This is a genomic window from Acinetobacter sp. RG5 (assembly GCF_031844265.1).
Taxonomy (GTDB): domain Bacteria; phylum Pseudomonadota; class Gammaproteobacteria; order Pseudomonadales; family Moraxellaceae; genus Acinetobacter.
This window is the reverse complement of sequence record NZ_JAUZUV010000002.1, coordinates 108,335-131,291: the sequence shown is the minus strand read 5'-3', so window position 1 is coordinate 131,291 and position 22,957 is coordinate 108,335. Positions and strand designations below refer to the sequence as shown.

Annotated in this window: 26 protein-coding genes, 2 tRNA genes and 1 other RNA gene; 16 read left to right on the top strand and 13 right to left on the bottom strand. The window is 42.7% G+C overall.

Annotation, left to right across the window (positions count from 1 at the left end; genetic code table 11):
- Positions 1–78 precede the first annotated feature (78 nt).
- A complete protein-coding gene (locus tag Q9R21_RS03280) occupies positions 79–1,044 on the bottom strand; it encodes an outer membrane protein assembly factor BamD (protein ID WP_311203727.1) in 966 nt (321 codons plus the stop codon).
- Positions 1,045–1,115: 71 nt separating this feature from the next.
- Between Q9R21_RS03280 and rluD the strand changes: the two genes are divergently transcribed.
- From rluD to Q9R21_RS03265, 3 genes are read left to right on the top strand one after another with little or no spacing between them, the layout of a single operon-like run.
- Complete coding sequence (gene rluD, locus Q9R21_RS03275; RefSeq protein WP_180180448.1) at positions 1,116–2,168, top strand: 23S rRNA pseudouridine(1911/1915/1917) synthase RluD; 1,053 nt, start codon at positions 1,116–1,118, stop codon at positions 2,166–2,168.
- A 37-nt stretch (positions 2,169–2,205) separates the two neighbouring features.
- The gene (gene pgeF / locus Q9R21_RS03270) at positions 2,206–2,946 is read left to right on the top strand and encodes a peptidoglycan editing factor PgeF (protein ID WP_311203726.1); all 741 of its coding nucleotides are present in this window, start codon (positions 2,206–2,208) and stop codon (positions 2,944–2,946) included.
- Positions 2,947–2,986: 40 nt separating this feature from the next.
- Positions 2,987–3,547 (top strand): flavodoxin family protein, encoded by a 561-nt coding sequence (locus tag Q9R21_RS03265; protein ID WP_311203725.1) that lies wholly within the window; start codon positions 2,987–2,989, stop codon positions 3,545–3,547.
- 55 nt (positions 3,548–3,602) lie between these two features.
- Here Q9R21_RS03265 and smpB read toward each other — a convergent pair whose 3' ends face one another.
- Positions 3,603–4,082 (bottom strand): SsrA-binding protein SmpB, encoded by a 480-nt coding sequence (gene smpB, locus Q9R21_RS03260; protein ID WP_004280586.1) that lies wholly within the window; start codon positions 4,080–4,082, stop codon positions 3,603–3,605.
- 139 nt (positions 4,083–4,221) lie between these two features.
- On the opposite strand from smpB, the gene coaD reads away from it, so the two are divergent.
- The 4 genes from coaD to Q9R21_RS03240 all read left to right on the top strand — a co-directional run bounded on the left by coaD (position 4,222) and on the right by Q9R21_RS03240 (position 5,531).
- Complete coding sequence (gene coaD / locus Q9R21_RS03255) at positions 4,222–4,713, top strand: pantetheine-phosphate adenylyltransferase (RefSeq protein ID WP_004280585.1); 492 nt, start codon at positions 4,222–4,224, stop codon at positions 4,711–4,713.
- A gap of 1 nt (position 4,714) precedes the next feature.
- Entirely contained in the window at positions 4,715–4,978 is a 264-nt protein-coding gene (locus Q9R21_RS03250; protein ID WP_004280584.1) for a YfhL family 4Fe-4S dicluster ferredoxin, read from the top strand.
- A 26-nt stretch (positions 4,979–5,004) separates the two neighbouring features.
- Positions 5,005–5,382, top strand: an RNA gene (rnpB, locus tag Q9R21_RS03245) — RNase P RNA component class A.
- 72 nt (positions 5,383–5,454) lie between these two features.
- A tRNA-Met gene (locus Q9R21_RS03240) sits at positions 5,455–5,531 on the top strand.
- A 37-nt stretch (positions 5,532–5,568) separates the two neighbouring features.
- Here the strand turns inward: Q9R21_RS03240 and Q9R21_RS03235 are convergent.
- The 3 genes from Q9R21_RS03235 to Q9R21_RS03225 all read right to left on the bottom strand — a co-directional run bounded on the left by Q9R21_RS03235 (position 5,569) and on the right by Q9R21_RS03225 (position 7,635).
- Positions 5,569–6,459 carry a hypothetical protein gene (locus tag Q9R21_RS03235; protein ID WP_311203724.1) on the bottom strand — a complete coding sequence of 297 codons (891 nt, stop codon included), beginning with the start codon at positions 6,457–6,459 and terminating at the stop codon, positions 5,569–5,571.
- Positions 6,460–6,496: 37 nt separating this feature from the next.
- Positions 6,497–7,123 carry a CatB-related O-acetyltransferase gene (locus Q9R21_RS03230; RefSeq protein ID WP_311203723.1) on the bottom strand — a complete coding sequence of 209 codons (627 nt, stop codon included), beginning with the start codon at positions 7,121–7,123 and terminating at the stop codon, positions 6,497–6,499.
- A 107-nt stretch (positions 7,124–7,230) separates the two neighbouring features.
- Positions 7,231–7,635, bottom strand: a complete 405-nt coding sequence (locus Q9R21_RS03225) for a RidA family protein (protein WP_180037111.1) — start codon at positions 7,633–7,635, stop codon at positions 7,231–7,233.
- Between the two features lie 136 nt (positions 7,636–7,771).
- On the opposite strand from Q9R21_RS03225, the gene Q9R21_RS03220 reads away from it, so the two are divergent.
- A complete protein-coding gene (locus Q9R21_RS03220) occupies positions 7,772–8,365 on the top strand; it encodes a TetR/AcrR family transcriptional regulator (RefSeq protein ID WP_311203722.1) in 594 nt (197 codons plus the stop codon).
- Between the two features lie 72 nt (positions 8,366–8,437).
- Here Q9R21_RS03220 and greA read toward each other — a convergent pair whose 3' ends face one another.
- The 3 genes from greA to carA all read right to left on the bottom strand — a co-directional run bounded on the left by greA (position 8,438) and on the right by carA (position 13,389).
- Positions 8,438–8,914, bottom strand: coding sequence for a transcription elongation factor GreA (greA, locus tag Q9R21_RS03215; protein ID WP_004645764.1), 477 nt, complete (start codon positions 8,912–8,914; stop codon positions 8,438–8,440).
- 91 nt (positions 8,915–9,005) lie between these two features.
- Complete coding sequence (carB, locus tag Q9R21_RS03210; protein WP_311203721.1) at positions 9,006–12,236, bottom strand: carbamoyl-phosphate synthase large subunit; 3,231 nt, start codon at positions 12,234–12,236, stop codon at positions 9,006–9,008.
- 13 nt (positions 12,237–12,249) lie between these two features.
- Complete coding sequence (carA, locus tag Q9R21_RS03205) at positions 12,250–13,389, bottom strand: glutamine-hydrolyzing carbamoyl-phosphate synthase small subunit (RefSeq protein WP_004280574.1); 1,140 nt, start codon at positions 13,387–13,389, stop codon at positions 12,250–12,252.
- Between the two features lie 308 nt (positions 13,390–13,697).
- On the opposite strand from carA, the gene Q9R21_RS03200 reads away from it, so the two are divergent.
- A complete protein-coding gene (locus Q9R21_RS03200) occupies positions 13,698–14,186 on the top strand; it encodes a hypothetical protein (protein ID WP_005106335.1) in 489 nt (162 codons plus the stop codon).
- A gap of 102 nt (positions 14,187–14,288) precedes the next feature.
- A complete protein-coding gene (locus Q9R21_RS03195) occupies positions 14,289–14,510 on the top strand; it encodes a hypothetical protein (protein ID WP_311203720.1) in 222 nt (73 codons plus the stop codon).
- Positions 14,511–14,657: 147 nt separating this feature from the next.
- Here the strand turns inward: Q9R21_RS03195 and Q9R21_RS03190 are convergent, their stop codons facing one another.
- Positions 14,658–15,197, bottom strand: a complete 540-nt coding sequence (locus Q9R21_RS03190) for a DOMON-like domain-containing protein (RefSeq protein WP_311203719.1) — start codon at positions 15,195–15,197, stop codon at positions 14,658–14,660.
- Positions 15,198–15,208: 11 nt separating this feature from the next.
- Positions 15,209–15,532 carry a ribosome assembly RNA-binding protein YhbY gene (yhbY, locus tag Q9R21_RS03185; RefSeq protein WP_004645757.1) on the bottom strand — a complete coding sequence of 108 codons (324 nt, stop codon included), beginning with the start codon at positions 15,530–15,532 and terminating at the stop codon, positions 15,209–15,211.
- A 195-nt stretch (positions 15,533–15,727) separates the two neighbouring features.
- Here yhbY and rlmE point away from each other — a divergent pair, with 195 nt between their 5' ends.
- The 5 genes from rlmE (at position 15,728) to Q9R21_RS03160 (ending at position 20,473) form a co-directional block, all read left to right on the top strand.
- Positions 15,728–16,378, top strand: coding sequence for a 23S rRNA (uridine(2552)-2'-O)-methyltransferase RlmE (rlmE, locus tag Q9R21_RS03180; RefSeq protein ID WP_004645756.1), 651 nt, complete (start codon positions 15,728–15,730; stop codon positions 16,376–16,378).
- A gap of 132 nt (positions 16,379–16,510) precedes the next feature.
- The gene (ftsH, locus tag Q9R21_RS03175; RefSeq protein WP_311203718.1) at positions 16,511–18,400 is read left to right on the top strand and encodes an ATP-dependent zinc metalloprotease FtsH; all 1,890 of its coding nucleotides are present in this window, start codon (positions 16,511–16,513) and stop codon (positions 18,398–18,400) included.
- Positions 18,401–18,505: 105 nt separating this feature from the next.
- Positions 18,506–19,120, top strand: coding sequence for a GNAT family N-acetyltransferase (locus Q9R21_RS03170; protein WP_004645753.1), 615 nt, complete (start codon positions 18,506–18,508; stop codon positions 19,118–19,120).
- Between the two features lie 78 nt (positions 19,121–19,198).
- Positions 19,199–20,050, top strand: coding sequence for a dihydropteroate synthase (folP, locus tag Q9R21_RS03165; protein ID WP_311203717.1), 852 nt, complete (start codon positions 19,199–19,201; stop codon positions 20,048–20,050).
- A 108-nt stretch (positions 20,051–20,158) separates the two neighbouring features.
- Positions 20,159–20,473: a DUF5713 family protein gene (locus Q9R21_RS03160; protein ID WP_004280560.1), complete on the top strand. Its 315-nt coding sequence runs from the start codon at positions 20,159–20,161 to the stop codon at positions 20,471–20,473.
- Between the two features lie 31 nt (positions 20,474–20,504).
- Here the strand turns inward: Q9R21_RS03160 and Q9R21_RS03155 are convergent, their stop codons facing one another.
- The 3 genes from Q9R21_RS03155 to Q9R21_RS03145 form a co-directional block, all read right to left on the bottom strand.
- Positions 20,505–21,191 carry a hypothetical protein gene (locus Q9R21_RS03155; RefSeq protein ID WP_004280558.1) on the bottom strand — a complete coding sequence of 229 codons (687 nt, stop codon included), beginning with the start codon at positions 21,189–21,191 and terminating at the stop codon, positions 20,505–20,507.
- A 91-nt stretch (positions 21,192–21,282) separates the two neighbouring features.
- A tRNA-Leu gene (locus tag Q9R21_RS03150) sits at positions 21,283–21,368 on the bottom strand.
- 169 nt (positions 21,369–21,537) lie between these two features.
- Entirely contained in the window at positions 21,538–22,266 is a 729-nt protein-coding gene (locus Q9R21_RS03145) for a hypothetical protein (RefSeq protein WP_253099978.1), read from the bottom strand.
- Positions 22,267–22,440: 174 nt separating this feature from the next.
- Here Q9R21_RS03145 and Q9R21_RS03140 point away from each other — a divergent pair, with 174 nt between their 5' ends.
- Positions 22,441–22,947 (top strand): hypothetical protein, encoded by a 507-nt coding sequence (locus Q9R21_RS03140; RefSeq protein ID WP_004280554.1) that lies wholly within the window; start codon positions 22,441–22,443, stop codon positions 22,945–22,947.
- The last annotated feature ends 10 nt before the right edge of the window (positions 22,948–22,957 follow it).

Below are 22,957 nucleotides of genomic sequence, written 5' to 3'. Positions count from 1 at the left end.
GTATGATACCTTGCCCTTGAGGAAAATGCACCTGTAAAGCGCTGTCTTATTTGCTGATGCTGCCGGCCTTCTTTAGCTTTATTCAGCCGTTTTAGGACGATCCAGCAAACCAAATGAAATGCGATTGGTGATGCTGCGCTTTTCAGTTTCTGGCGTATCCGATTGTGCATCGGTGTCGGTTACAGTCTTGGCTTCTTTACCAAAAATACCCAGTGTCGCGCGGTTAAAGAAGCTGCCTTCACTACGCGCTGCACGCAGATTCACCGTCCCATCTGATTTCACCAGATTCGGATAATTCAGCTTTAATACATCCACATATTGCTGAGAAGTCGCTTTATCACCTAGCTGAGCATAGCCATAAGCAACCGTTGCCAGTGCTTCTGGAATCTGCGGAGTTTGAGGATAATGTTCAATCACCCACAAGCCACGTTCAACTGCTGCCAGATAAGCCTTACGCTTGATGTTGAAACGTGCTGCGTTCATTTCATGCTCAGCCAGTTCCTGACCGATAAACTGCATACGCTGTGCTGCATCCACTGCATAAGTGCTAGATGGATAGCGGCGAATGAAATCAACAAAATTCTGGTAAGCCACTTTCAGGTAGCTGACATCACGATGCGACTGTTTCAGCGAGGTATAACGCAGCAGGCCGTTATAGTTCTGTTCCATATTTGAGACACCGCGTACATAGTAGGCATAGTCGACATTTGGATGTTGCGGGTTCAGACGGATAAAACGCTCTGCCAGTGCGACCGCACCTTCATAATCTTTTTGCTGGAATTTTACATACAACAGTTCAAGCTGCGCTTGCGGGGCATATTGACTGGTTGGGAAATAAGTTTCCAGCGCTTCTAACTGTTTTGCTGCATCGGTATATTGATTACGATCTAGCGCTTTCTGTGCTTTTTGAATATAAACCTGTTCGCTAGATTCCGGACCTTTATCCACGACTTCTTTTTTTGGATTACTGCTACAGCCTACCATTGCCGATGCAATGCCTAATGTCACAGCAAGCATTGTCATTTTATAATGTGGTAGCGACATAAAAATTCCTCTGTTAATACGGGCAATGAGCTACAATTGCACTATTAAACCACTTTTGTCTGAATGAGCAAATGAGTCAAGCACAATCTTCCAATTCTAATATCCCTGATACTGATTTCAATTTACTTGAAGATTCTGAGGATGCAGATAACCATACTTCAGAAGCAACTGCAACACGTTTATCGTTGCAATTTCAACTGGATGAAACTTATATCGGGCAACGGATCGACCAGATTGCCGCAATGGTCTGGAGCGATTTTTCTCGAGAAAAATTAAAGCAATGGATTAAAGATGGCAATTTATTGGTGAATGGTCAACCGGTTAAGCCGAAATTTAAAAGTGATGGTTTTGAAACCCTGACTTTAAATGTTGAGCTTGAAGCGCAAACGCGCAGTCTGCCGGAAGATATTCCACTGGACATCATCTATGAAGATGATGACATTATGGTCATCAACAAACCAGTCGGTATGGTGGTACATCCGGGCGCTGGCAATAGTTCTGGCACCTTGGTGAATGCTTTATTGCATCACTATCCGAAATCGGCTGAACTGGCGCGTGCAGGTCTGGTACATCGTATCGATAAAGACACCAGCGGTCTGTTAGTCGTCGCCAAAAATCTGGAAGCACAATTTGCCTTAAGCAAACAGCTTGAGAAAAAATCAGTATATCGCCTGTATGACTTGGTGGTTTACGGCAATATTATTGCTGGCGGTACCATTGATGAACCAATCAAACGCCATCCGGTGGATCGTGTGAAAATGACCGTACTTCCAGGTGGTAAAGACGCGGTGACGCATTACAATGTCAAAGAGCGTTTCCAGCATTTTACCCGTGTTCAAGCCCGTCTGGAAACTGGACGTACCCATCAGATCCGTGTGCATTTTAGCTATATCGGCTTTGGCTTGGTGGGCGATCAGGTGTATATGCCACGTGTCCGTATGCCTGCAGGTGCATCGCAATTATTAGATGATACTTTGCGTGGCTTCAAGCGTCAGGCTTTGCATGCTGTACAACTCGGTCTGACCCATCCGCGTACCAAAGAAGAAATGACCTTTGAAGCACCGTGGCCGGAAGACTTTGCCAATCTGGTTGAAGTGCTGCGTACCGAAAACAAAGCCTATTAATCTTTTTATTTAGCTCGCGTCAAAGCAAGGAATCGAGATGCAATTTGTACCAGGACTTCCACAAGGTGTGTATGTGGGTCAGACCCGTGTCCATCATGCGAAAGTGCAGCCATCCGCACAGCCTGAGCTTGCAGGTTTTAACTTGGCCTTACATGTGCAGGATGATGCACAACGGGTACAACAGCATCGTATGGCTTTATTGCAGGATTTCGCTGCCTTTGGCGTAGATAAGATTACCTGGATGACTCAGACGCATAGCACCATCTGTCATACGATTAATGAACAGATGCCATTTACCGCACTGGTCGGAGATGGTCTGGTGACGCAGCGTAAGGCGCATGCCTTAATGATGATGACGGCAGATTGTTTACCTGTGGTACTGGGAAATGCGAAAGGTACGGAAGTTGCCAATTTGCATGCTGGTTGGCGTGGTTTGGCGGGTGGGATTGTTGAAAATACCATTGCCGCCATGCAGACTTCGCCGACCTGGGCTTGGCTCGGGGCGGCCATTAGTCAGCCATGTTTTGAAATTGGCGCTGAAGTAAAAGCTGCTTTTTGCAGTAAATATCCTGAACTGGACAGTGCATTTCAGGCCGGTGAACAGGCAGGTAAATATTATGCTGACCTGTATGCCATTGCGCATTATATCTTGCAGCAACACGGCATAAATACCGTATTGGGTGGGGATCAGTGTTCTTATCGTCAAGCAGATGAATATTTTTCTTATCGCCGCGAAGCTAAAACGGGGCGTATGGCGACATTCGTGTTTATGGCATGAAAATGTTAAACTTAACTGAATTTTTTGGCTTTTGAGCGTTATGTCCCTATCTTCCAAATCTGTTGCGATTGTTTATCATAGTCCTTATGGACACACGGCTAAAGTGGCAAATTTTATTGCCGATGGTGCACGGGAAACCGGTGTTCAGGTGCATATGATGAATGTCGAACATATAGACTGGGATGTGCTGGACGCCGCCGATGCAATTGTATTTGGCTGTCCGACCTATATGGGCAGTCTAACCTCTGCCATGAAGCTGTTTATGGAACAATCTTCCAAGCGCTGGTTGGCACGTACCTGGCAGGGCAAACTGGCTGCCGCCTTTACCAATGGTGGCGGACTCAGTGGCGACAAGCTGGCGGTCCTGCAGCAAATCAACTTGTTTGCGATGCAGCACGGTATGCTATGGAGTGGCTTGCCATTAATGCCGACAGGTCGTGCTGTGACCGATCTGAACCGGATGTCGAGCTTTTTGGGTTTAATGACCCAGTCGGATAATGCCCCGGTTGAAGTCACCCCACCTGAGGGCGATTTAAAAACCGCGTTCTGGTTTGGGGAATATATTGCCCTTACTCTAGCCCGACTAAATAACCATACTTAAAATTATAAAAAAACCTCCGAATGCGGAGGTTTTTTTATATTCAACTTTTAATCCATTATTTATGGAAAATTCGTGCTTTATCACGTTGCCAGTCACGGTCTTTCTCGGTTGCACGTTTGTCATGAAGCTGCTTACCTTTCACCAGGGCAATTTCCAGCTTGGCATGTGGACCTTTCCAGTAACAGGCCAGTGGAACGCAGGAATAACCTTTCTGGTTAATCGCACCCATTAACTTTTCAATTTCACGGCGATTCAGCAACAGTTTGCGGGTACGGGTTGCTTCAGGCACCACATGAGTCGAAGCACTTAACAAGGGCTGAACCTGTGCACCAAACAGAAAAGCTTCACCATTTTTAAAAGTAATATAACTTTCTACGATGGTCATGCGACCAGCACGCATTGATTTGACTTCCCAGCCTTTTAATGAAAGCCCCGCTTCAAATTTCTCTTCAATAAAATAATCGTGGCGGGCACGTTTATTCAGTGCAATGGTACCGCCATTATTTTTTTTTACTACAATAGATGCTTTCGCCATAATCTGATACTTCCAAACGTGCTGCTATTGTACCGCAACTAGAAATAAGGTGAAGTTTTTTAAATTAATGAGGATTATTCACCAAAAAAACAAGTTTTTGCTAAAATAAGATTCTACATAACAAACAGAGTACAAATGGATGTCTAAAACTCGTGTGATTTATCCGGGGACTTTTGATCCAATTACCAATGGACATATTGATTTGGTAACCCGCGCAGCGCGAATGTTTGATGAAGTCGTAGTGGCAATTGCTATCGGTCATCATAAAAATCCGGTATTTAGTCTGGAAGAGCGTGTTGCATTGGCGAAAGAGTCATTGAGTCATTTGGACAATGTTGAATTTGTAGGTTTTGATGGTTTGCTGGTCAATTTTTTCCGTGAGCAAAAGGCGACTGCTGTATTGCGTGGTTTGCGTGCAGTGTCTGATTTTGAGTACGAATTTCAGCTGGCAAATATGAACCGTCAGCTGGACTCCCACTTTGAGGCGGTATTTTTAACCCCTTCAGAGCAATATTCTTTTATTTCATCCACTTTGGTGCGTGAAATTGCTCGATTAAGAGGTGATGTAACCAAGTTTGTACCACCAAACGTGGTTGCGGCCTTCGAGCGTAAACTTCAACAAGGTTGGTAGCGTGTCTTTATATATCACCGATGAATGTATTAACTGTGATGTCTGTGAACCTGTATGCCCGAATGAGGCCATCTATATGGGTGAACTCATTTATGAGATTCATCCAGACCTATGTACAGAGTGCGTCGGACATCATGATCAACCGCAGTGCCAGTTGTTCTGTCCAGTGGATTGTATTCCACTGGATCCGAATCATGTCGAAACGCAGGAACAGCTGCAAGCCAAGTATGAAAAACTGACTGCTCAAAAAACATCAAGCAATTAGTCTCGATATTTGATACTATGCCGCTCGAAGTGAGCCAGACGATCGCTGCTGTGGAAATCTCCGTGATTGAAGCAGGGGAGGAAAGTCCGGGCTTCATAGGGCAAGGTGCCAGGTAACGCCTGGGCGGTGCAAACCGACGGCAAGTGCAGCAGAGAGAAGACCGCCTTCATTATGTTTTCGAGCAATCGGAATCGGAGGTAAGGGTGAAAGGGTGCGGTAAGAGCGCACCGCATGGCTGGTAACAGTTCATGGCGAGGTAAACCCCACCGGAAGCAAGACCAAATAGGAATCCATTAGGCATGGCCCATGCTGGATTCGGGTAGGTCGCTTGAGCGCATGAGTGATTGTGCGCCTAGAGGAATGATCGTTCACGACAGAACCCGGCTTATCGGCTCACTTCAACAAATTTTGATCAAACAGCACAATATGGGGTTGACGTGATTTACAGAAAATCCCATAATGCGCGCACAGTTTAAGGCTATGTAGCTCAGTTGGTTAGAGCACCGCACTCATAATGCGGGGGTCACAAGTTCAAGTCTCGTCATAGCCACCATATTCTGAAAAAACCCACTCCGATTGAGTGGGTTTTTTTATGCCCCAATTTTATTTTGATTGGTTTGAATATCAGAGATAGCGGATTTCAAAACTTGTAGGCAAATTTTAGCTGTTTGTTCTCTAGGTGAGAATTTTTCAGTCATTTGCTGAAAAGGATGTATGTAATTTCTAAAATCTCTTAATTCTTTGCTAAATCGATATGTATCTTTTTCAATTAAATTAATTGAATGAGATACTTCAATGAAATTATGAAGTGTCCATTGATCGAAGTTTTTTACTTTGCCATCTTTTTTAGGGCTACAGTTTGAAGTATTAAAAACCCTTGGATTTAAAGAAGCAATATTTAAGAATATTCCCTCTAATGTACTACCAGCTAATAACACAACGGAAAGGTATGCTTCAGCTTTAAAAGCTTTTTCAATTTCTATTATTCTACTTTTGATTACAGGCATTAAGGTTGGGATGAGATTTAACTGAGAGTAATCAAACTTAAATTCATGTTTTATAAAGTTATTTTCAATATTTTCAATATTTTCAATATTTTCATTATCTGATTGGAATTGTTCATCAAGATTGATTTTTGTAATAGGTGTAAGGTTAATTTCAGTGTTGGTTCTAGTAATTTGATATTTGTCGAATTGTAGATATTTATTGAACTCTTTAATTAAATTATCTAGTCGATTTAAGTCTTCAATATAATTTATAGGATTAAATAAGTTTTTAATACATATATCTAATTTTGGTGTGCCATTTATTTGAGAAAGTCGTAGATCTGTGTACATCCATCTAGATGGAAAACCTTGTCCATATACATCTTGATAATCGAACATACCAAAAAAATCGATAATTTTTGGCCCTGATCGGTATTCGGTGATTTCATTGATTAAGTCACGAAGTTTTTCAAGTGTCTTAGTTGATAGATGCATATTTATTCAAAATAATGGTTTGAATTAAATATAATGTTTAGATCAAACTTTGTACATAATTAAGCAGTGATTTCACATCATCCGTTTGCAATTGCTCACGCATTTTTAAAAACTGCTTTTCATCTATATCGTAAATTTTAAGTGAAAGCAGTTTTTCGATATCTTCTTGCGGGAAACGGTATTTAATGATTTTTGCAGGTACGCCGCCCACAACTGCATAAGGTGGCACATCTTCAGTCACAACAGCACCTGTTGCGACCACAGCACCTTCACCAAGCTTTACACCGGGCATAATCATGGCACGAGAACCAATCCAGCAACCATCACCAATGATCGTGTCACCCGCAAGCTCAAAACCCCGTGTATCGAACGGAAATGCTGAAATCCAGTCGGTACGGTGTAATTGGTTGCTGCCCATCATAATCACGCATTCTGCGCCAAAACAGACGAAATTGCTGATATAGAGCTGGTCTATGGGCTTCTCAGGCGTGGCAGGCTTATCATGCAGATAGCGCACCACACAGCGCTCAAAACCTTGATCCCAATACGCTGAATAATAAGAATAATTCCCTTTGATATGAATGTTGGGATTCTTCACCGTTTTTGAGATGAACTCAAATTCACACCAATGATTCACAGGAGAATTAATTAACTTTTCAGCCATAAGGAAGATACAAAAAAATAGTGAATAAGAAATTATACCTAATCGACGTTTAAACTTGCTGAATAATCTCTAAAAGATACTCAAGCGAGTGCGAATAACGCAAATGATTAGACTGGTGTAGACGCTGTAGGAATACGGGCAATCACTTTAATCTCAAAATCAAAACCTGCCAGCCAAGTCACGCCAACAGCTGTCCAATTAGGATAAGGCTTTTGCTGAAACACTTGCTGCTTAACTTTTATAATGCTTTCAAATTGCTGCTCTGGGTCAGTGTGAAATGTGGTGACATCGACAATATCATCGAAAGTACAACCAGCCGCTGCCAATGTTGCGGCTAAGTTTTTAAAAGCCTGTTCTACCTGTTTTTCAAAGTTGGGTTCAGGCGAGCCATCTTCACGGCTACCGACCTGACCAGAAACAAAAAGTAAGTCTTCCGATTTGATTGCAGCAGAATAACCATGCTGTTCATACAGGGCATGGCGGTCTTGGGGAAATATCGCAGTTCTAGTCATGGCTATTCTCATTCAATGTCTAATTTATCAGTGAGTGAAAGCAATTTAACTTTCACATACGCCTCGTATGTAAACATAATTGACATACGGTCCGTATGTCAATTAAAATTTTTATGATGATGAGGTAAAGTAATTCATGTCTGTTCGTGAACAAAAGATGGCGGAAACCCGCAAGAAACTGATAGAAGTGGCACGCCGTGCGTTTGCAGAATATGGTTATGCAGACACTTCAATGGATAAGCTCACGGCAGAAGCAGGGCTGACCCGTGGAGCGTTGTATCATCATTTTGGCGATAAAAAAGGCTTGTTTGCTGCAGTGGTCGACCAGATCGATTCGGAAATGGCTTCATCTGCCCAGCAGCATCTGGAGCAGCCTGATGATCTGTGGGAAGGATTGTTGTTTGAAGGGCAGACCTATATTCAAAATGCCTTAAACTCTGAATTCCAGCGCATTGTATTGCGCGATGGGCCTGCGGTATTGGGTGATCCTGCACACTGGCCAAGTCAAAACAGATGTTTGCAGTCCACGCGTGAATGTGTTGAGCAATTATTGGTAGCAGATCGAATTAAAACAGTTGATCCGGAAGCTGCTGCGGTATTTTTAAATGGTGCTGCAATGAATGCAGCCCTCTGGGTGGCTTCTAGCGAACATCCTGAGCAGGTACTCCCTGAGGCTTTACATGCATTTAATTTATTTGCATCGGGGTTTTTAAAAGAAGCCCAGAGCTAATTCGTTTGTAGGAAGCAGATAAAGGTAAAAAACCCCTCAATCGAGGGGCTTTAAATTAAACAGCTTTAAATTTTAAAGATATTCAACTTTCACAATTTCGTATTCAACTTCACCGTTTGGTGTATTGATTTTCACATCGTCGCCTTCGTTTTTACCTAAAAGACCACGTGCAATTGGCGAGTTCACAGAGATCTTGTTAATCTTAAAGTCTGCTTCGTCATCACCTACAATTTTATAGGTTTTCTGTTCTTCAGTATCCAGATTTTCAATCGTGACCGTTACACCAAAAACCACACGACCATTCTGTTCAAGTTCTTTGACATCGATCACCTGAGCTGCACCCAGTTTGCCTTCGATGTCCTGAATACGACCTTCACAGAAGCCTTGCTGTTCACGTGCTGCATGGTATTCTGCATTTTCTTTTAAGTCGCCGTGTTCACGCGCTTCTGCAATTGAAGCTGTAATACGTGGGCGATCCACTGTTTTCAGTTGGTGTAATTCTTTCTCTAAGGCAATTTTGCCTTCAGGTGTCATAGGATAACGTTGCATGTTGTCCCTCAAAAGTCAGTTGAAAGATATAAAATCTATAAATAAAAAAAAGCCCGCCACCAAGAAGGTAGCGGGACTTCTTGGAAGCGAATTAACCTTTAGTTAGGTCTTGCAAACGATATACATCCATTGGCAATTTAATTGCTAAAGCTTGGCATACTGCATCCGCACCATTCAATGTAGTTGTGTTATACACTTTACCTTGAAGTGCTGAACGACGGATCGAGAATGAGTCTTCTTGTGCCTTTTTGCCTTCAGTCGTGTTAATCACAAGGTGAATTTCGCCGTTTTTAATACGGTCCACAATGTTAGGACGACCTTCAGTCACTTTATTGACACGTTCACATTCAAGACCAGCATCGCTAATCACTTTAAATGTACCATCAGTTGCAAGAATCTTGAAGCCTAGGTCAATCAATTGTTTTGCAATACCCGCCGCACGTGGTTTATCAGAATCACGTACAGAGATAAATGCGTGTTTCACTTCGCCTTCAGTTGGAAGACCGGGTAAACGCTCATTTGCACCTAAAACAGCTTTATAGAACGCTTCACCAAATGTTTTACCAACGCCCATCACTTCGCCAGTCGATTTCATCTCAGGGCCAAGGATCGGGTCAACACCAGGGAATTTGTTGAACGGGAACACTGCTTCTTTGACAGAGAAGTGCTCAGGAATAATCTCAGTTGTGAAGCCTTGCGACTCAAGAGATTGACCAGCCATGCAACGTGCAGCAACTTTCGCTAAAGATTCGCCGATACACTTAGAAACGAATGGCACAGTACGAGACGCACGTGGGTTCACTTCCAAGATGTAAACATCTTCACCTTTGACAGCAAACTGAACGTTCATCAAACCGATTACGCCAAGCTCTTTTGCCATCGCCACAGTTTGACGACGCATTTCGTCCTGAATCTCTTTAGATAGAGAGTAAGGAGGAATTGAACATGCCGAGTCACCTGAATGAATACCCGCTTGTTCGATGTGCTGCATGATGCCGCCGATTACAACGTCTTTACCATCAGATACGCAGTCTACGTCAACTTCGATCGCATCATCTAAGAAACGGTCAAGCAGAACAGGTGCTTCGTTAGATGCTTGAACCGCATCACGTAAGTAGCGTTTGAGTTCTTCATCGTTGTACACGATTTCCATCGCACGACCACCAAGCACGTAAGAAGGACGTACCACTAATGGATAGCCTACTTTAGACGCTTCAGCCATACCTTCTTCAGCAGATTTTACAATGCTGTTGTTTGGTTGACGAAGTTGCAGACGTTGAATCATTTGCTGGAAACGTTCACGGTCTTCTGCACGGTCAATCGCGTCAGGTGATGTACCAATGATTGGCGCACCGGCTTCTTCTAGAGCACGAGCCAATTTCAAAGGTGTTTGACCACCGTACTGAACGATAATGCCTTTAGGCTTCTCGATACGTACGATTTCTAAAACGTCTTCTAAAGTGATCGGTTCGAAGTACAAACGATCTGAAGTGTCGTAATCCGTAGAAACAGTTTCAGGGTTACAGTTTACCATGATCGTTTCATAGCCGTCTTCACGCATAGCCAGGGCAGCGTGTACACAGCAGTAATCGAACTCGATACCTTGACCGATACGGTTAGGGCCACCGCCGATCACCATGATCTTGTCTTTGTTCGATGGATTTGCTTCACATTCTTCATCGTAAGTTGAGTACATGTAAGCTGTATCAGATTCGAATTCTGCAGCACATGTATCGACACGTTTGTAAACTGGAGTTACGCCCAGGTTCCAACGATGTTTACGGAATTGCTTTTGTGAAATACCCATCAAGTCTGCAATGCGAAGATCTGATAAACCTTTACGTTTGAATCCACGGATGTTGTCCGCATTCAAGTCGCCAAAACCTAAAGTTTTGATTTGGTTTTCAGTTTTGATGATGTCTTCGATTTGAATTAAGAACCAGCGGTCAATGTTCGTTGCAGCGAATACTTCGTCTAAAGTAAAGCCGTGACGGAATGCATCGCCCACGTACCAGATACGCTCTGGACCTGGCACTTTAAGTTCTTGCAAGATTTTGTCGCGCGCGCCTTCAGCACCCACTTCAACCTTTTCGTCAAAACCAGAAGCGCCCACTTCAAGACCACGAAGGGCTTTTTGTACAGATTCCTGGAAGTTACGGCCAATCGCCATCACTTCACCGACAGATTTCATCTGAGTCGTCAGTGTCGCATCAGCTTGTGGGAATTTTTCGAAGTTGAAACGAGGAATCTTGGTTACAACGTAGTCGATTGCAGGTTCGAACGATGCAGGCGTTGTACCGCCAGTAATGTCGTTTTTCAACTCATCAAGGGTATAACCTACAGCCAGTTTCGCTGCGATTTTTGCAATCGGGAAACCAGTTGCTTTAGAAGCAAGTGCAGATGAACGTGATACACGTGGGTTCATCTCGATCACGACCATACGACCAGTATTTGGACAAATACCGAACTGTACGTTAGAACCACCTGTTTCAACACCAATTTCACGAAGAACTGCTAGAGAAGCGTTACGTAGTAACTGGAATTCTTTATCTGTAAGCGTTTGAGCAGGGGCAACAGTGATTGAGTCACCAGTGTGTACGCCCATTGGATCAAAGTTTTCAATGGTACATACAATGATACAGTTGTCGTTTTTGTCACGAACAACTTCCATCTCGTATTCTTTCCAGCCAATTAAAGATTCATCAATCAATAATTGTTTAGTCGGAGAAAGATCGAAACCGCGTTCACAAATCTCGATAAATTCTTCTTTGTTGTATGCGATACCGCCACCAGAACCACCCATGGTGAATGATGGACGGATAATTACTGGGAAGCCGAAACGTGCTTGAATTTCTAAAGCATGTTCCATTGACTCAGCAACGTCAGCTTTTGGACATTCAAGACCAATTTTACGCATTGCCTGGTCGAACAGTTTACGGTCTTCAGCTTTTTCAATCGCTTCTTTGGTTGCACCGATCAATTCAACATTGAATTTCTCTAAAATGCCGTGCTCATCGAGGGCAAGGGCACAGTTCAATGCCGTTTGACCACCCATGGTTGGAAGAACAGCATCTGGACGTTCTTTCTCAATGATCGCTGCAACAGTTTGCCAAGTAATTGGCTCAATGTAAGTTGCATCCGCCATGGTTGGGTCGGTCATGATGGTCGCTGGGTTCGAGTTGACCAAAATAACGCGGTAACCTTCTTCACGAAGGGCTTTACATGCTTGAGCACCTGAGTAGTCAAACTCACATGCTTGACCGATGACAATCGGACCAGCACCAATAATCAAGATGCTTTTAATGTCAGTACGTTTAGCCATGATGCTTCCTTAATTACTTCTTAGATGCTTCGATAAGTTCGATGAAATGATCGAACAATGGTGCGCAGTCATGTGGACCCGGGCTTGCTTCAGGGTGACCCTGGAAGCTGAACGCAGGTTTGTCTGTACGATGGATACCTTGGTTGGTGCCATCAAACAGTGAGCGATGCGTTACACGCAACACATCAGGCAGATTGCTTTCATCGACTGCGAAGCCATGGTTTTGAGAAGTAATCATCACTGTACCGTTATCAAGATTTTGTACAGGATGGTTCGCACCGTGGTGGCCGTGAGGCATTTTTAAGGTTTTAGCACCACTTGCAAGCGCAAGGATCTGGTGACCCAGGCAGATACCAAATACTGGAATTTCAGTGGTTTCTACAATTGTTTTTACAGCTTCAATTGCGTAGTCACATGCAGCCGGATCACCAGGACCGTTCGAAAGGAACACGCCATCTGGATTCAGTGCAAGTACATCAGCAGCAGGAGTTTGCGCCGGCACAACAGTCAGTTTACAACCGCGGTCTGCGAGCATACGTAAGATGTTGGTTTTGACACCGTAATCGTATGCAACAACATGGAATTTAGCTTCTGGTTGAGAGAAACCTTTGCCTAATGTCCAAGAGCCTTCAGTCCATTCAAAACCTTCAGGGTCGCAACATTCTTTTGCCAGGTCTAAACCGTTTAAACCACCAAATGCACGTGCTTTTTCAAGCGCTTCAGCTTCAGTGATATTTTCGCCAGCAAGGATACAGCCATTTTGCGCACCTTTGTCACGTAAGATACGTGTCAATTTACGCGTGTCGATATCCGCAATTGCCACAACATTGTGTTGTACCAAATATTCAGCTAATGATTGGGTTGAACGGAAGTTACTGTGCAGTAAAGGCAGGTCACGAATGATCAATCCGTTCGCCCAAACCTTATGAATACGACCTGATTCAGCGTCTTCTTCATTACAGCCTGTGTTACCGATATGTGGGTAAGTCAGTGTCACAAGTTGCTGTGCATAACTCGGGTCAGTCAAAATTTCTTGATAGCCAGTCATGGCAGTGTTGAAAACGACTTCACCAGTCGTACTACCCGATGCGCCAATCGAAGTACCTTTAAAGATAGTTCCGTCGGCAAGGGCTAAAATTGCTGGGGTGCTCAAACCAAAGCTCCTGAAATTTAGGCTGTAAAAAAGCGAGAAGACGAAAAAAAAGGAAGGCTAATTTTTAAACCTACCCTCCTATGTCTGCTCGCTTGAACTTAACACGGCATTATACGCAGAACGACCCTTAAAGTCCAACGGCTTTGCAGCGAAAGTATGAGATAAATGGCTTGCTTTTTGCATGGAAGTCTGTTTTGTAGGCAATGTGAAAAAATGTAAGCAATTAATAATTGTCAGACAAATCAAATCTTAATTTTTATCAAATCTACTAATATAGCTTAGTCGATATAACAATAGGAACAAGACAAATGGCTACAGCACCTAAATCTACTACATCTAAAAAAATCACTCCGAGCGTGGTGACTGAAACTGCCGAGAAGCTTGAAAAAGTAGCAGTCGAGGCTAAAGATCAGGCAATTGAAACCATCGAGGAAAGTAAGGAAAAGCTTGAAGTTGAAGCCAAACAGTTAAGCGATACTGTGCAGGAACAATTGCGTCAATTTAAGCAGGAAGTGTTACAGCGTATTGATACTTTGAAGGAGCAGATTTTCGGTTCGCAGAAAGAATTAACCGAATTGAAAAGCTTTATCAAGACAGAATTCAACGCTGTCGTCGAAGACTTATCCAATCTGGGTAAAGAGCTGAAAGAAGATGTCAGTCAGATTTCGACCAAGCATAAGGAACATCTGACCGATACTTTTAAACGTTCTAAGGACAGTACCATTGAAGTACTGAAAAAAGTCAAACCCGTGGTGAAAACAGAGAGCTCGGACAAAAGTCCTGAGCTGAAAAGTTAGGCTGCGCTGAAAGGCCGCTATTTAAAAAGGAGAACAATCAAATGTTCTCCTTTGTCTTTATGCAGCAAAACGGACTCACAATAACAATTAAAGGGGGTCACGATGCAACAGCATTTTGTAGGTGTACTTATTTTACTGATATTGATTATGTTACTGAATCTGGAAAGCGGATTGGGGCGCATACTTTATCTGGGTGTAATCGTATTATGTCTGGGAGTACTGGGACTGGTGTTTGGAACCATTCTTCTGATGATCATTACTTTTGCTTTTATTCTTTATGCTGCTGTGAAATATATTCAGGAGCAGCATCATTTGCATCATTAAAATATCAACGTTGAAACCAATAAAAATCTAAAATAATTATACAGAGGATCAATCGTTGTTGAGCGATAAACAAAAACGTGAGACTTTAAGTCTCACGTTTTATTCGCCTGTTACACTTTAAATAGCTGATGCACAACGTCAATCTATTTAAAACACATGCAACCAGTCACGTTTATTATGAAAATCTGCCTGAGGACTACTATGCTGCATGGCATAGAACTGCTCACCTTGCGAGGTTTTTAAAACAGCAGATAAACCCAGGAACAAGTTTTCCCATTTCAGTTTATGTGTTGCCATAAAATCAGTCAGATCCACACTGACATTAAGACCATAATGCGTACGTTTGAGCTGGTTCAGCTCAATATCATCCGCAGCTTGCGGTGGCATATCTTCAGGATAACGGTATTCTTCGAATTGATAAGCCTGCCAGGCCTGAGAAGGGGAGAGATTAATCTCACGATAAAAATCTTCGCCCTGAACCCCAATAAAAATTTCAAAGCAGGTCTGTTCCCACAGGAAATCCTGACGGGGATGTGCCGTCACCATGTCGGGCCACAAGATGTACTGATTGGGATCACGGATCCAGAAGCCCACATTTAAATTGCATGGGCCTTGCTGTTCGATGGCGGCAACCAGAGAGATGGCCTGAAAACGGCGATCAAATGCGCTAAGTTCGTAACTTGCCATAAGTCCTGTACTTAGTTAGACAAATGAGCGAAACGGACAAGGTTGGACAATTTTTGGTTCTGTTTGGCAGCTTTCTTGTAAAGCAGTGCAATCTTACCAATAGTTTGAACCACTTCTGCACCAGTCGCTTCTGAAATTTCAACAATCAGTGCTGCACGCGCTTCACGATCTTCAGCTACGATTTTCACTTTAATCAGTTCGTGATCGTTTAAAGCACGCGCCAATTCTTCGATGACATTTTCAGTCAGGCCTTTGTCACCCAGCATAACGACCGGGTTTAAAGCATGTCCGATTTGACGTAAACGCTTACGTTCCTGAATAGATAAAGACGCCATGAGAGATAACCTGAATTTAAAAACGGCTTAGTATAGCAAAAGCAAAAAACAAACGCTGTAAATTATCAGGAAATAATCATTTCCAATCTGCCTGCCTAACAAGCAAAACTCCTAGATTTAGATACACATGTATACTGCAAAATATGTCTTTTTCACGTACAATTAATAATTGGACGTTTTTTTATTTAGAGAGTTATGGCTACACGCATTACCAACCAAAAGTTATCTAAAAGTAGTCGTGATTGGATGAGAGAGCATTTAGACGATCCTTATGTGAAAAAGGCACAAAAGGACGGATATCGTGCGCGTGCAGCATATAAGCTCTTAGAGATGCAAGAAAAGTACAAAATCATTAAACCCGGCATGACCGTGGTCGACTTGGGTGCAGCTCCCGGGAGTTGGTCACAAATCGCAGGTAAGTTGGTTGGCGACAAAGGTTTATTGATTGCATCTGACATTTTACCAATGGATGCATTACCTGATGTGACTTTCTTGCAAGGCGACTTTCGCGAAGAAGAAGTCTTCCAGCAATTGTTAGAAATTTTAGATGGTCGTACTGTAGACGTTGTAATTTCAGATATGGCCCCCAATACATCAGGTAATAAGGCTGTAGATCAACCGCGTCAGATTTACTTGTGTGAACTTGCACTGGATTTTGCCAATAAGGTGCTAGGCCCCAAAGGTCAATTTGTGGTAAAAGTTTTCCAAGGCTCAGGTTTTGACGAATTTCGTAAGCAAGTGGTTGATAGTTTTGATGTTCTGAAAACATCTAAACCTCTGGCATCACGTGCTCGCTCCAAGGAAGTTTTCCTGATCGGGCAGGGACGCAAGAAGGCTTTAAAATAAGTCTACTTGCCAAGTCGTTAAAAATTGTGCATTTTGTACGTTTTCAGATAATTGCAAGTTGATTTGCAGCTTAAGTATTAAGGTCATCCTGAACAGGGCATGATCAAATTAGATTGGAATGGGAATAAAGCTTTGAGCGATCTTTTTAAGAATGCCGTATTGTGGCTCGTGATACTGGGTGTGCTGGTGTTAATCTTCAGCAACGTCAGTGACCGCAATCAACCGACTACAATGAACTACTCAGAGTTTGTTGCCGCGGTCAATGCTGGCCAAATTAAACAAGTTGTGATTGACGGCGAAAGAATCCGTGGCGAAAAATCGAACGGTTCAGAGTTTGAAAGTATCCGTCCGGCAGTTCAGGATCCTGAACTGATGCCAAGCCTGATTAAAAATAATGTTGTGGTTGAAGGTGAAGCACCACAACGTCAAGGCTTGCTCATGCAGTTGCTTATTGCAAGTTTCCCTGTACTTTTAATCATTTTGTTATTCATGTTCTTTATGCGCAACATGGGTGGCGGTGCAGGTGGTAAAAACGGCCCAATGAGTTTTGGTAAATCTAAAGCCAAAATGCTGTCTGAAGACCAGATTAAAGTCACTTTCACTGATGTTGCTGGTTGTGACGAAGCCAAGCAAGAAGTCGTTGAAATCGTAGATTTCCTGAAAGATCCAACCAAATTTAAACGTCTGGGTGCGAGTATTCCACGCGGTGTGTTAATGGTCGGTCCTCCAGGTACGGGTAAAACCTTACTTGCCAAAGCCATTGCCGGTGAAGCGAAAGTTCCATTCTTTAGTATTTCAGGTTCTGACTTCGTTGAGATGTTTGTCGGTGTTGGTGCATCCCGTGTTCGTGACATGTTCGAACAGGCGAAACGTCATGCACCATGTATCATCTTTATTGATGAGATTGATGCAGTCGGTCGTCACCGTGGTTCAGGTACCGGTGGTGGTCACGATGAACGTGAACAGACACTGAACCAGATGCTAGTTGAAATGGACGGCTTTGAAGGTAATGAAGGCATTATCGTGATTGCTGCAACCAACCGTGCAGATGTACTGGATAAAGCACTTCTTCGTCCAGGCCGTTTTGACCGTCAAGTTGTAGTTGGTTTGCCAGACATCAAAGGTCGTGAACAAATCCTGAATGTACATTTGAAAAAATTACCTTCAGTGACAGGTGTGGATGTTAAGGTTCTTGCACGTGGTACACCGGGCTTCTCGGGTGCGCAATTAGCAAACCTGGTGAATGAAGCTGCTTTATTTGCTGCACGCCGTAACAAAAACACCGTCGATATGCATGACTTTGAAGATGCAAAAGACAAGCTGTATATGGGTCCTGAGCGTAAATCGATGGTACTTCGTGATGAAGAGCGTCGTGCGACGGCTTATCATGAAGCAGGGCATGCGATTGTTGCTGAAAGCTTGCCAGGTACAGATCCTGTGCATAAGGTGACAATCATGCCACGTGGCTGGGCTTTAGGTGTTACCTGGCAGCTGCCTGAATTTGACCAGACCAGCCATTACAAAGACAAAATGTTGAATGAACTTTCGATTTTGTTTGGTGGCCGTATTGCTGAAGAAGTCTTCATTAACCAGATGTCGACCGGCGCTTCAAATGACTTCGAACGTGCAACCAAAATGGCACGTGCGATGGTGACCAAATATGGTATGTCGGACAAACTCGGTGTCATGGTCTATGAAGAAGATGCACAGCAATCTTTCATGGGCAGTATTGGTAGCCGCAGTATTTCGGAAACCACACAACTAGAAGTCGATCGTGAAATTCGTCGAATTCTAGATGAGCAATATAAAATCGCACGCGATATCTTGGAAAGCAAAAAAGATATTGCCCATGCGATGGTGAAAGCGTTGATGGAATGGGAAACCATTGATCGTGATCAAATCCGTGACATCATGGAAGGTCGTGAGCCTCAGCCACCAAAAGTCTATGTTGCAGATAATCCTGTGATTGATGTAACGCCAGATGATGATCCGTTGACTCCTCCGCCATTGCCAGCGAACTAAGCTCAATAAAAAAACCACCTTCGGGTGGTTTTTTATGCTTGTCATTTTTGTCATATCTTTTTGAGTGTTATATTGAGCGATTAAAAATGAATACGAAAAATAAAAATGAATATGCCTGTTCTGGAATCCAGTGTTTATCAGCTTCGTCTTGAATCGTTGAGCTGGGAACATTTTTCTGATTTAGCCATCGCATGCGCTGAAGAAAATTTAGGCGAGATTTTATATAATTCAGTGCCTTATCTGCATAACTTAAAAAAATATTTTTCTCAGGCCTTTGAACAGCAAGCTCAAGGTGAACGGATGGCTTTTGCTGTCATCGATTTAAACTCCGGTCAAGCAATTGGAACTACCAGTTATCATGATATTAAGACGGAAATTCCACGTTTTGAAATTGGTTATACCTGGTATGCCAAGGGCTATCACAGAACTTATGTAAATCGCGCATGTAAGTATCTCTTGTTAAGACATGCTTTTGAAAGTTTAAACGTTCAGGTTGTCGGCTTTCGGACTGATCACTTGAATCTTCCTAGCCAGAAAGCGATTGAAGCAATAGGTGCCAAGCGGGATGGCATTATCAGGTGTCATATGCTGCGTAAAGATGGACACACTATTCGAGATAGCTACATCTATAGTATTTTAGAAAGTGAATGGTCAGATGTGAAAACATTATTACAAACTAAGATGATGCAATATTCCCGAAATAATTACTTCGAAATCTAGGTCCTGGCCTTATTCATCTTTGCTTTAATTAACTATCCATAAGACAATATCGGGGTTATTTTAAGTGAGTATTGAATCATGCAGCTGATGCCTTTGTTACCACATGTATGGACATTTGGTGATTTAAAATTGGACTTATCCCAGCCGCATGTAATGGGGATTCTTAATGTCACCCCAGACTCTTTTAGTGATGGTGGTCGGCATAATCAAAAAGAAGATGCAGTCGCCCGCGCACTGGAAATGATGGCTGAAGGCGCAACCGTCATCGACATTGGGGGTGAATCGACCCGTCCAGGTGCAGCAGCAGTAGAAGTGGAGGAAGAAATTCGCCGCGTGGTGCCTGTGGTTGAAGCTTTATCCAAACATAATATCATTCTCTCGATTGATACGTCGCAACCTGAAGTCATACGCGCAGCGGTTCGGGCCGGAGCACATATCTGGAATGATGTCCGTGCTTTGACTCGGCCGAATGCATTGCAGACCGCAGCAGAACTCAATATTCCAGTGATCATCATGCATATGCGCGGTGAGCCGACCACCATGAACAATCTGGATCAATATGAGGATGTCACTAAAGATGTGATACGCGAGTTATCCCAACGTGTTCAGGATGCTTTAGATGTTGGAGTAAAAGCGGAAAATATCATGATTGATCCAGGTTTTGGTTTCGCTAAAAATGCCCAGCAAAATTTAAAGCTGTTGCAAGAGTTTTATAAATTGACAGAAATGGGCTATCCGATTTTGTCTGCTTTATCACGTAAACGCTTTATCGGAGCAGTTTTGGATGGGGCAGAACCACAAGAGCGTGCAGTGGGTTCAGCAACAGCGCATTTGTTGAGTATTCAGCAGGGTGCATGTATGGTACGGGCACATGATGTTAAAGTCACAGCCGATGCGATTAAAGTCTGGCAAGCTATGCAAATGGTTTAAAAATCGAGGCTGGGAAATCCCTACATTGGCAATGTTGTTTGGCTTTTAAGCAACAATATGCTATATAGGCACGCTTAGATTAGATAGTCATCCTTTAGAGTGCCTGTAATGTTTGCAGATTTACTTCTCCCCATGTTCGATGATGAGTATTATCCCGATATTCTGGTTGCTGAAATCAAGCAGCACATCGAACGTTTTGCCCAAAAAGTCGCTAAATCAGGTTTGTCAGATCAAGAAATTTACCAGCTTGCCAATCTGACTGTGGCTGATATCAATATCATGAAACCTCAGTTCGAAGATCTGGATTCGTCTCTGGATGATACTGCCGCGGATTATATTGCCGAAGCCATGATGATGGTGGTGCAAGAGCACGGCCTGTTCGAGATTGAAATGGAAGAACTGATTACCAATCGTGAATGGTGATTTAAGAAAACCCTGCAGATGCAGGGTTTTTTTATTGTCTGTTCAAATAATCTTTAAAGCTATTAAAGCGAATTGAGCCGAGTAATTGTTGCTCTTCATTCATGCATTGCTGATAAAGGTTTTGGTAATAAGCCTGCAGATTCGATTGACCTTGAATCTGTTGTGGTGTTTTTGATTTGGATTGTTGATAAGCCCAAAAAGCCAGTTGTCGGAGTTTCTGCAACCTGATCTGGTCAATCGCACTACAGGAACTTTTAAATAAAGGTTCCAGGATGACCACCCCAAAGGAAGAAATCGCTAAAATGATCATACTAATGATGACCAGTACATCCGAATGAATCAGATAAAGGTTGAGCAATAAGCTCAGAAAAATTGGAATTTGCAGATAGAGACAATTTTGCAAACGCTGACTATAGGCTTTGGAGCTGAATTGTGCCTGATATTGTGCATGCCAGATATAAGGATAAAGCAGTGCCATCAGCACAATTAAGGTGACATTAAAGGCAATCGTGGCATTCTTGAAAAAATAATATTCCAGAAATACGGAGCTGAGACTACAGGCTACACAGACCAGAAGGGACAGTAAATTAATCGCGATAACAAACTGGATATTTTGCAAGGCATTAAATTTAAAGCGGCTATAACGCAGCTTAAGGAAAAAAGCGTCTGGATGACGTAATTGTAATGTAGCGAGATCAAAGTGTTTTAATTCTGACATGGGGATTTCGCGCTAAAAGAATAAAATTCAGGCACAAAAAAACCAGCCTAATGCTGGATTTTTTATTGCACCATTTTAATAAATATTAAAATGGTGCCCGAGGCCAGACTCGAACTGGCACGCTTTGTGGGCGGGGGATTTTAAATCCCCTGTGTCTACCGATTTCACCACTCGGGCATGTGCGCAATAATAGAGGACGAAATAAAGCTTGGCAAGCAAATTCAGAAATGATTGCTTTCTTTTCAAGCAATTCCGTGGTTTCTATTCTAAAAACCAGCAAATCAGCGTTTTTAAAAGTTAATATTTGCAGATCTTTAAGACGACCAATGAAAAATGATAGAGGGAACTATGAATTCTCATCCAGATAGCTGTCGACATCTAGATGCTTGATCGTTTTACAATATTGATGCTCATATTTCAGTAGCCGCGTATATAACCCGGCATAGTGATTTAATTGCTGTTTTAGTTCGGCATGCCGAGGATCATGGCTTGAATAAAAACGTAATTTTAGTCGGATCAGACAGGTTTTTTTATAAGCCCAAAAACAGATTTTACGTAATTGTTGTAGCTGATAGTGCTCAATATTTTTACTATTTTCCTTGAATAAATTTTCCCGATAAAAGCGCACAAAACCAAAGCTCACGCCAAAGAAGAATAAGCTCCACATCAGCAAACTACTTTGCATAAAGACCAGATTTAAGGCTTGTAGCAGAATCACAATAACCATCCTGATCGGAATATGCCGTAATAACTGATACAGTGAATAAGAAGAATGCTGAATCTGGTGCAGAATCAAGGTGAGACTCAACATCAGGAACAACAGAATGGCCAAAATGGCATAACTTTGCGCCTGAAATTCGCTGATTTGCACAAAAGATTGCTGTACCAGATCTCCTAACATCAAACTGATGGGAACAAAAATCATGGCGGCCAAGACCCAAGGAATTAAGAGCTTGGCTTTATCCCAGATTCCACGGATTTTAATCTGACTGTAAAACAGGTAATTTCCTTTAAATGCAGTCGGATATTGGCGCTTAAGTTGCTGCAGCAACAAAGTCACTTGCGTAGTGGGCATCATCCAGAGATTAATTTAATATATAGATGAAGCACTATAGTCGATTTTGCGCAAAATCGCAGAAGAAATGCAGTTTCAGGTCGCAGCGCTGTTTTAATCATGAAGATTTTAGTTTTTTAGCTACGAATTATGCGAAAATAGCCGATTCAAGATTTATTTTTTTAAGGACAGTTTATGACTGATCAATCTCCTCAGGCGTTAAGCGACATCGAAATTTTAGACATCCTGCAAAGTATGAAAAAGGATGAGCTAAATACTGAGGCGCAAGCAGCAATTCGTCAGGGTGGTAAAGCTGGTCGTCAGGAAGCGCATAAAGCAGCCTTAGTAGCATTGAATCAGTCATTTGAAGACAAGTTTGTCGAAGCGGTATCTTTGGCTTTGGGGCTGAATGCAGCACAAATCAAAAAAATCCGTTATAAAAAAGACCGAATCCGTATTTTAAAAGCGCGCGGTATCGATTATATGGCGATTGATGGTGCTGAAACTGCACAGGTACTGTCACAAATTGCCCAAGCAATTGTGCGTGAAGATGCCATTGTCACCCATGACCTGCACAATATTTTTCCGTTCTGGAAAGAGGGCTGGCCAATGGTGCAATTCGATAATGCTTATAAAATTTTAGAAGATGATATCCAGATTCACTATCAAGCCGTTCTTGAGGCTTTATTAGCGAAAATCTAAGCTGTAACTA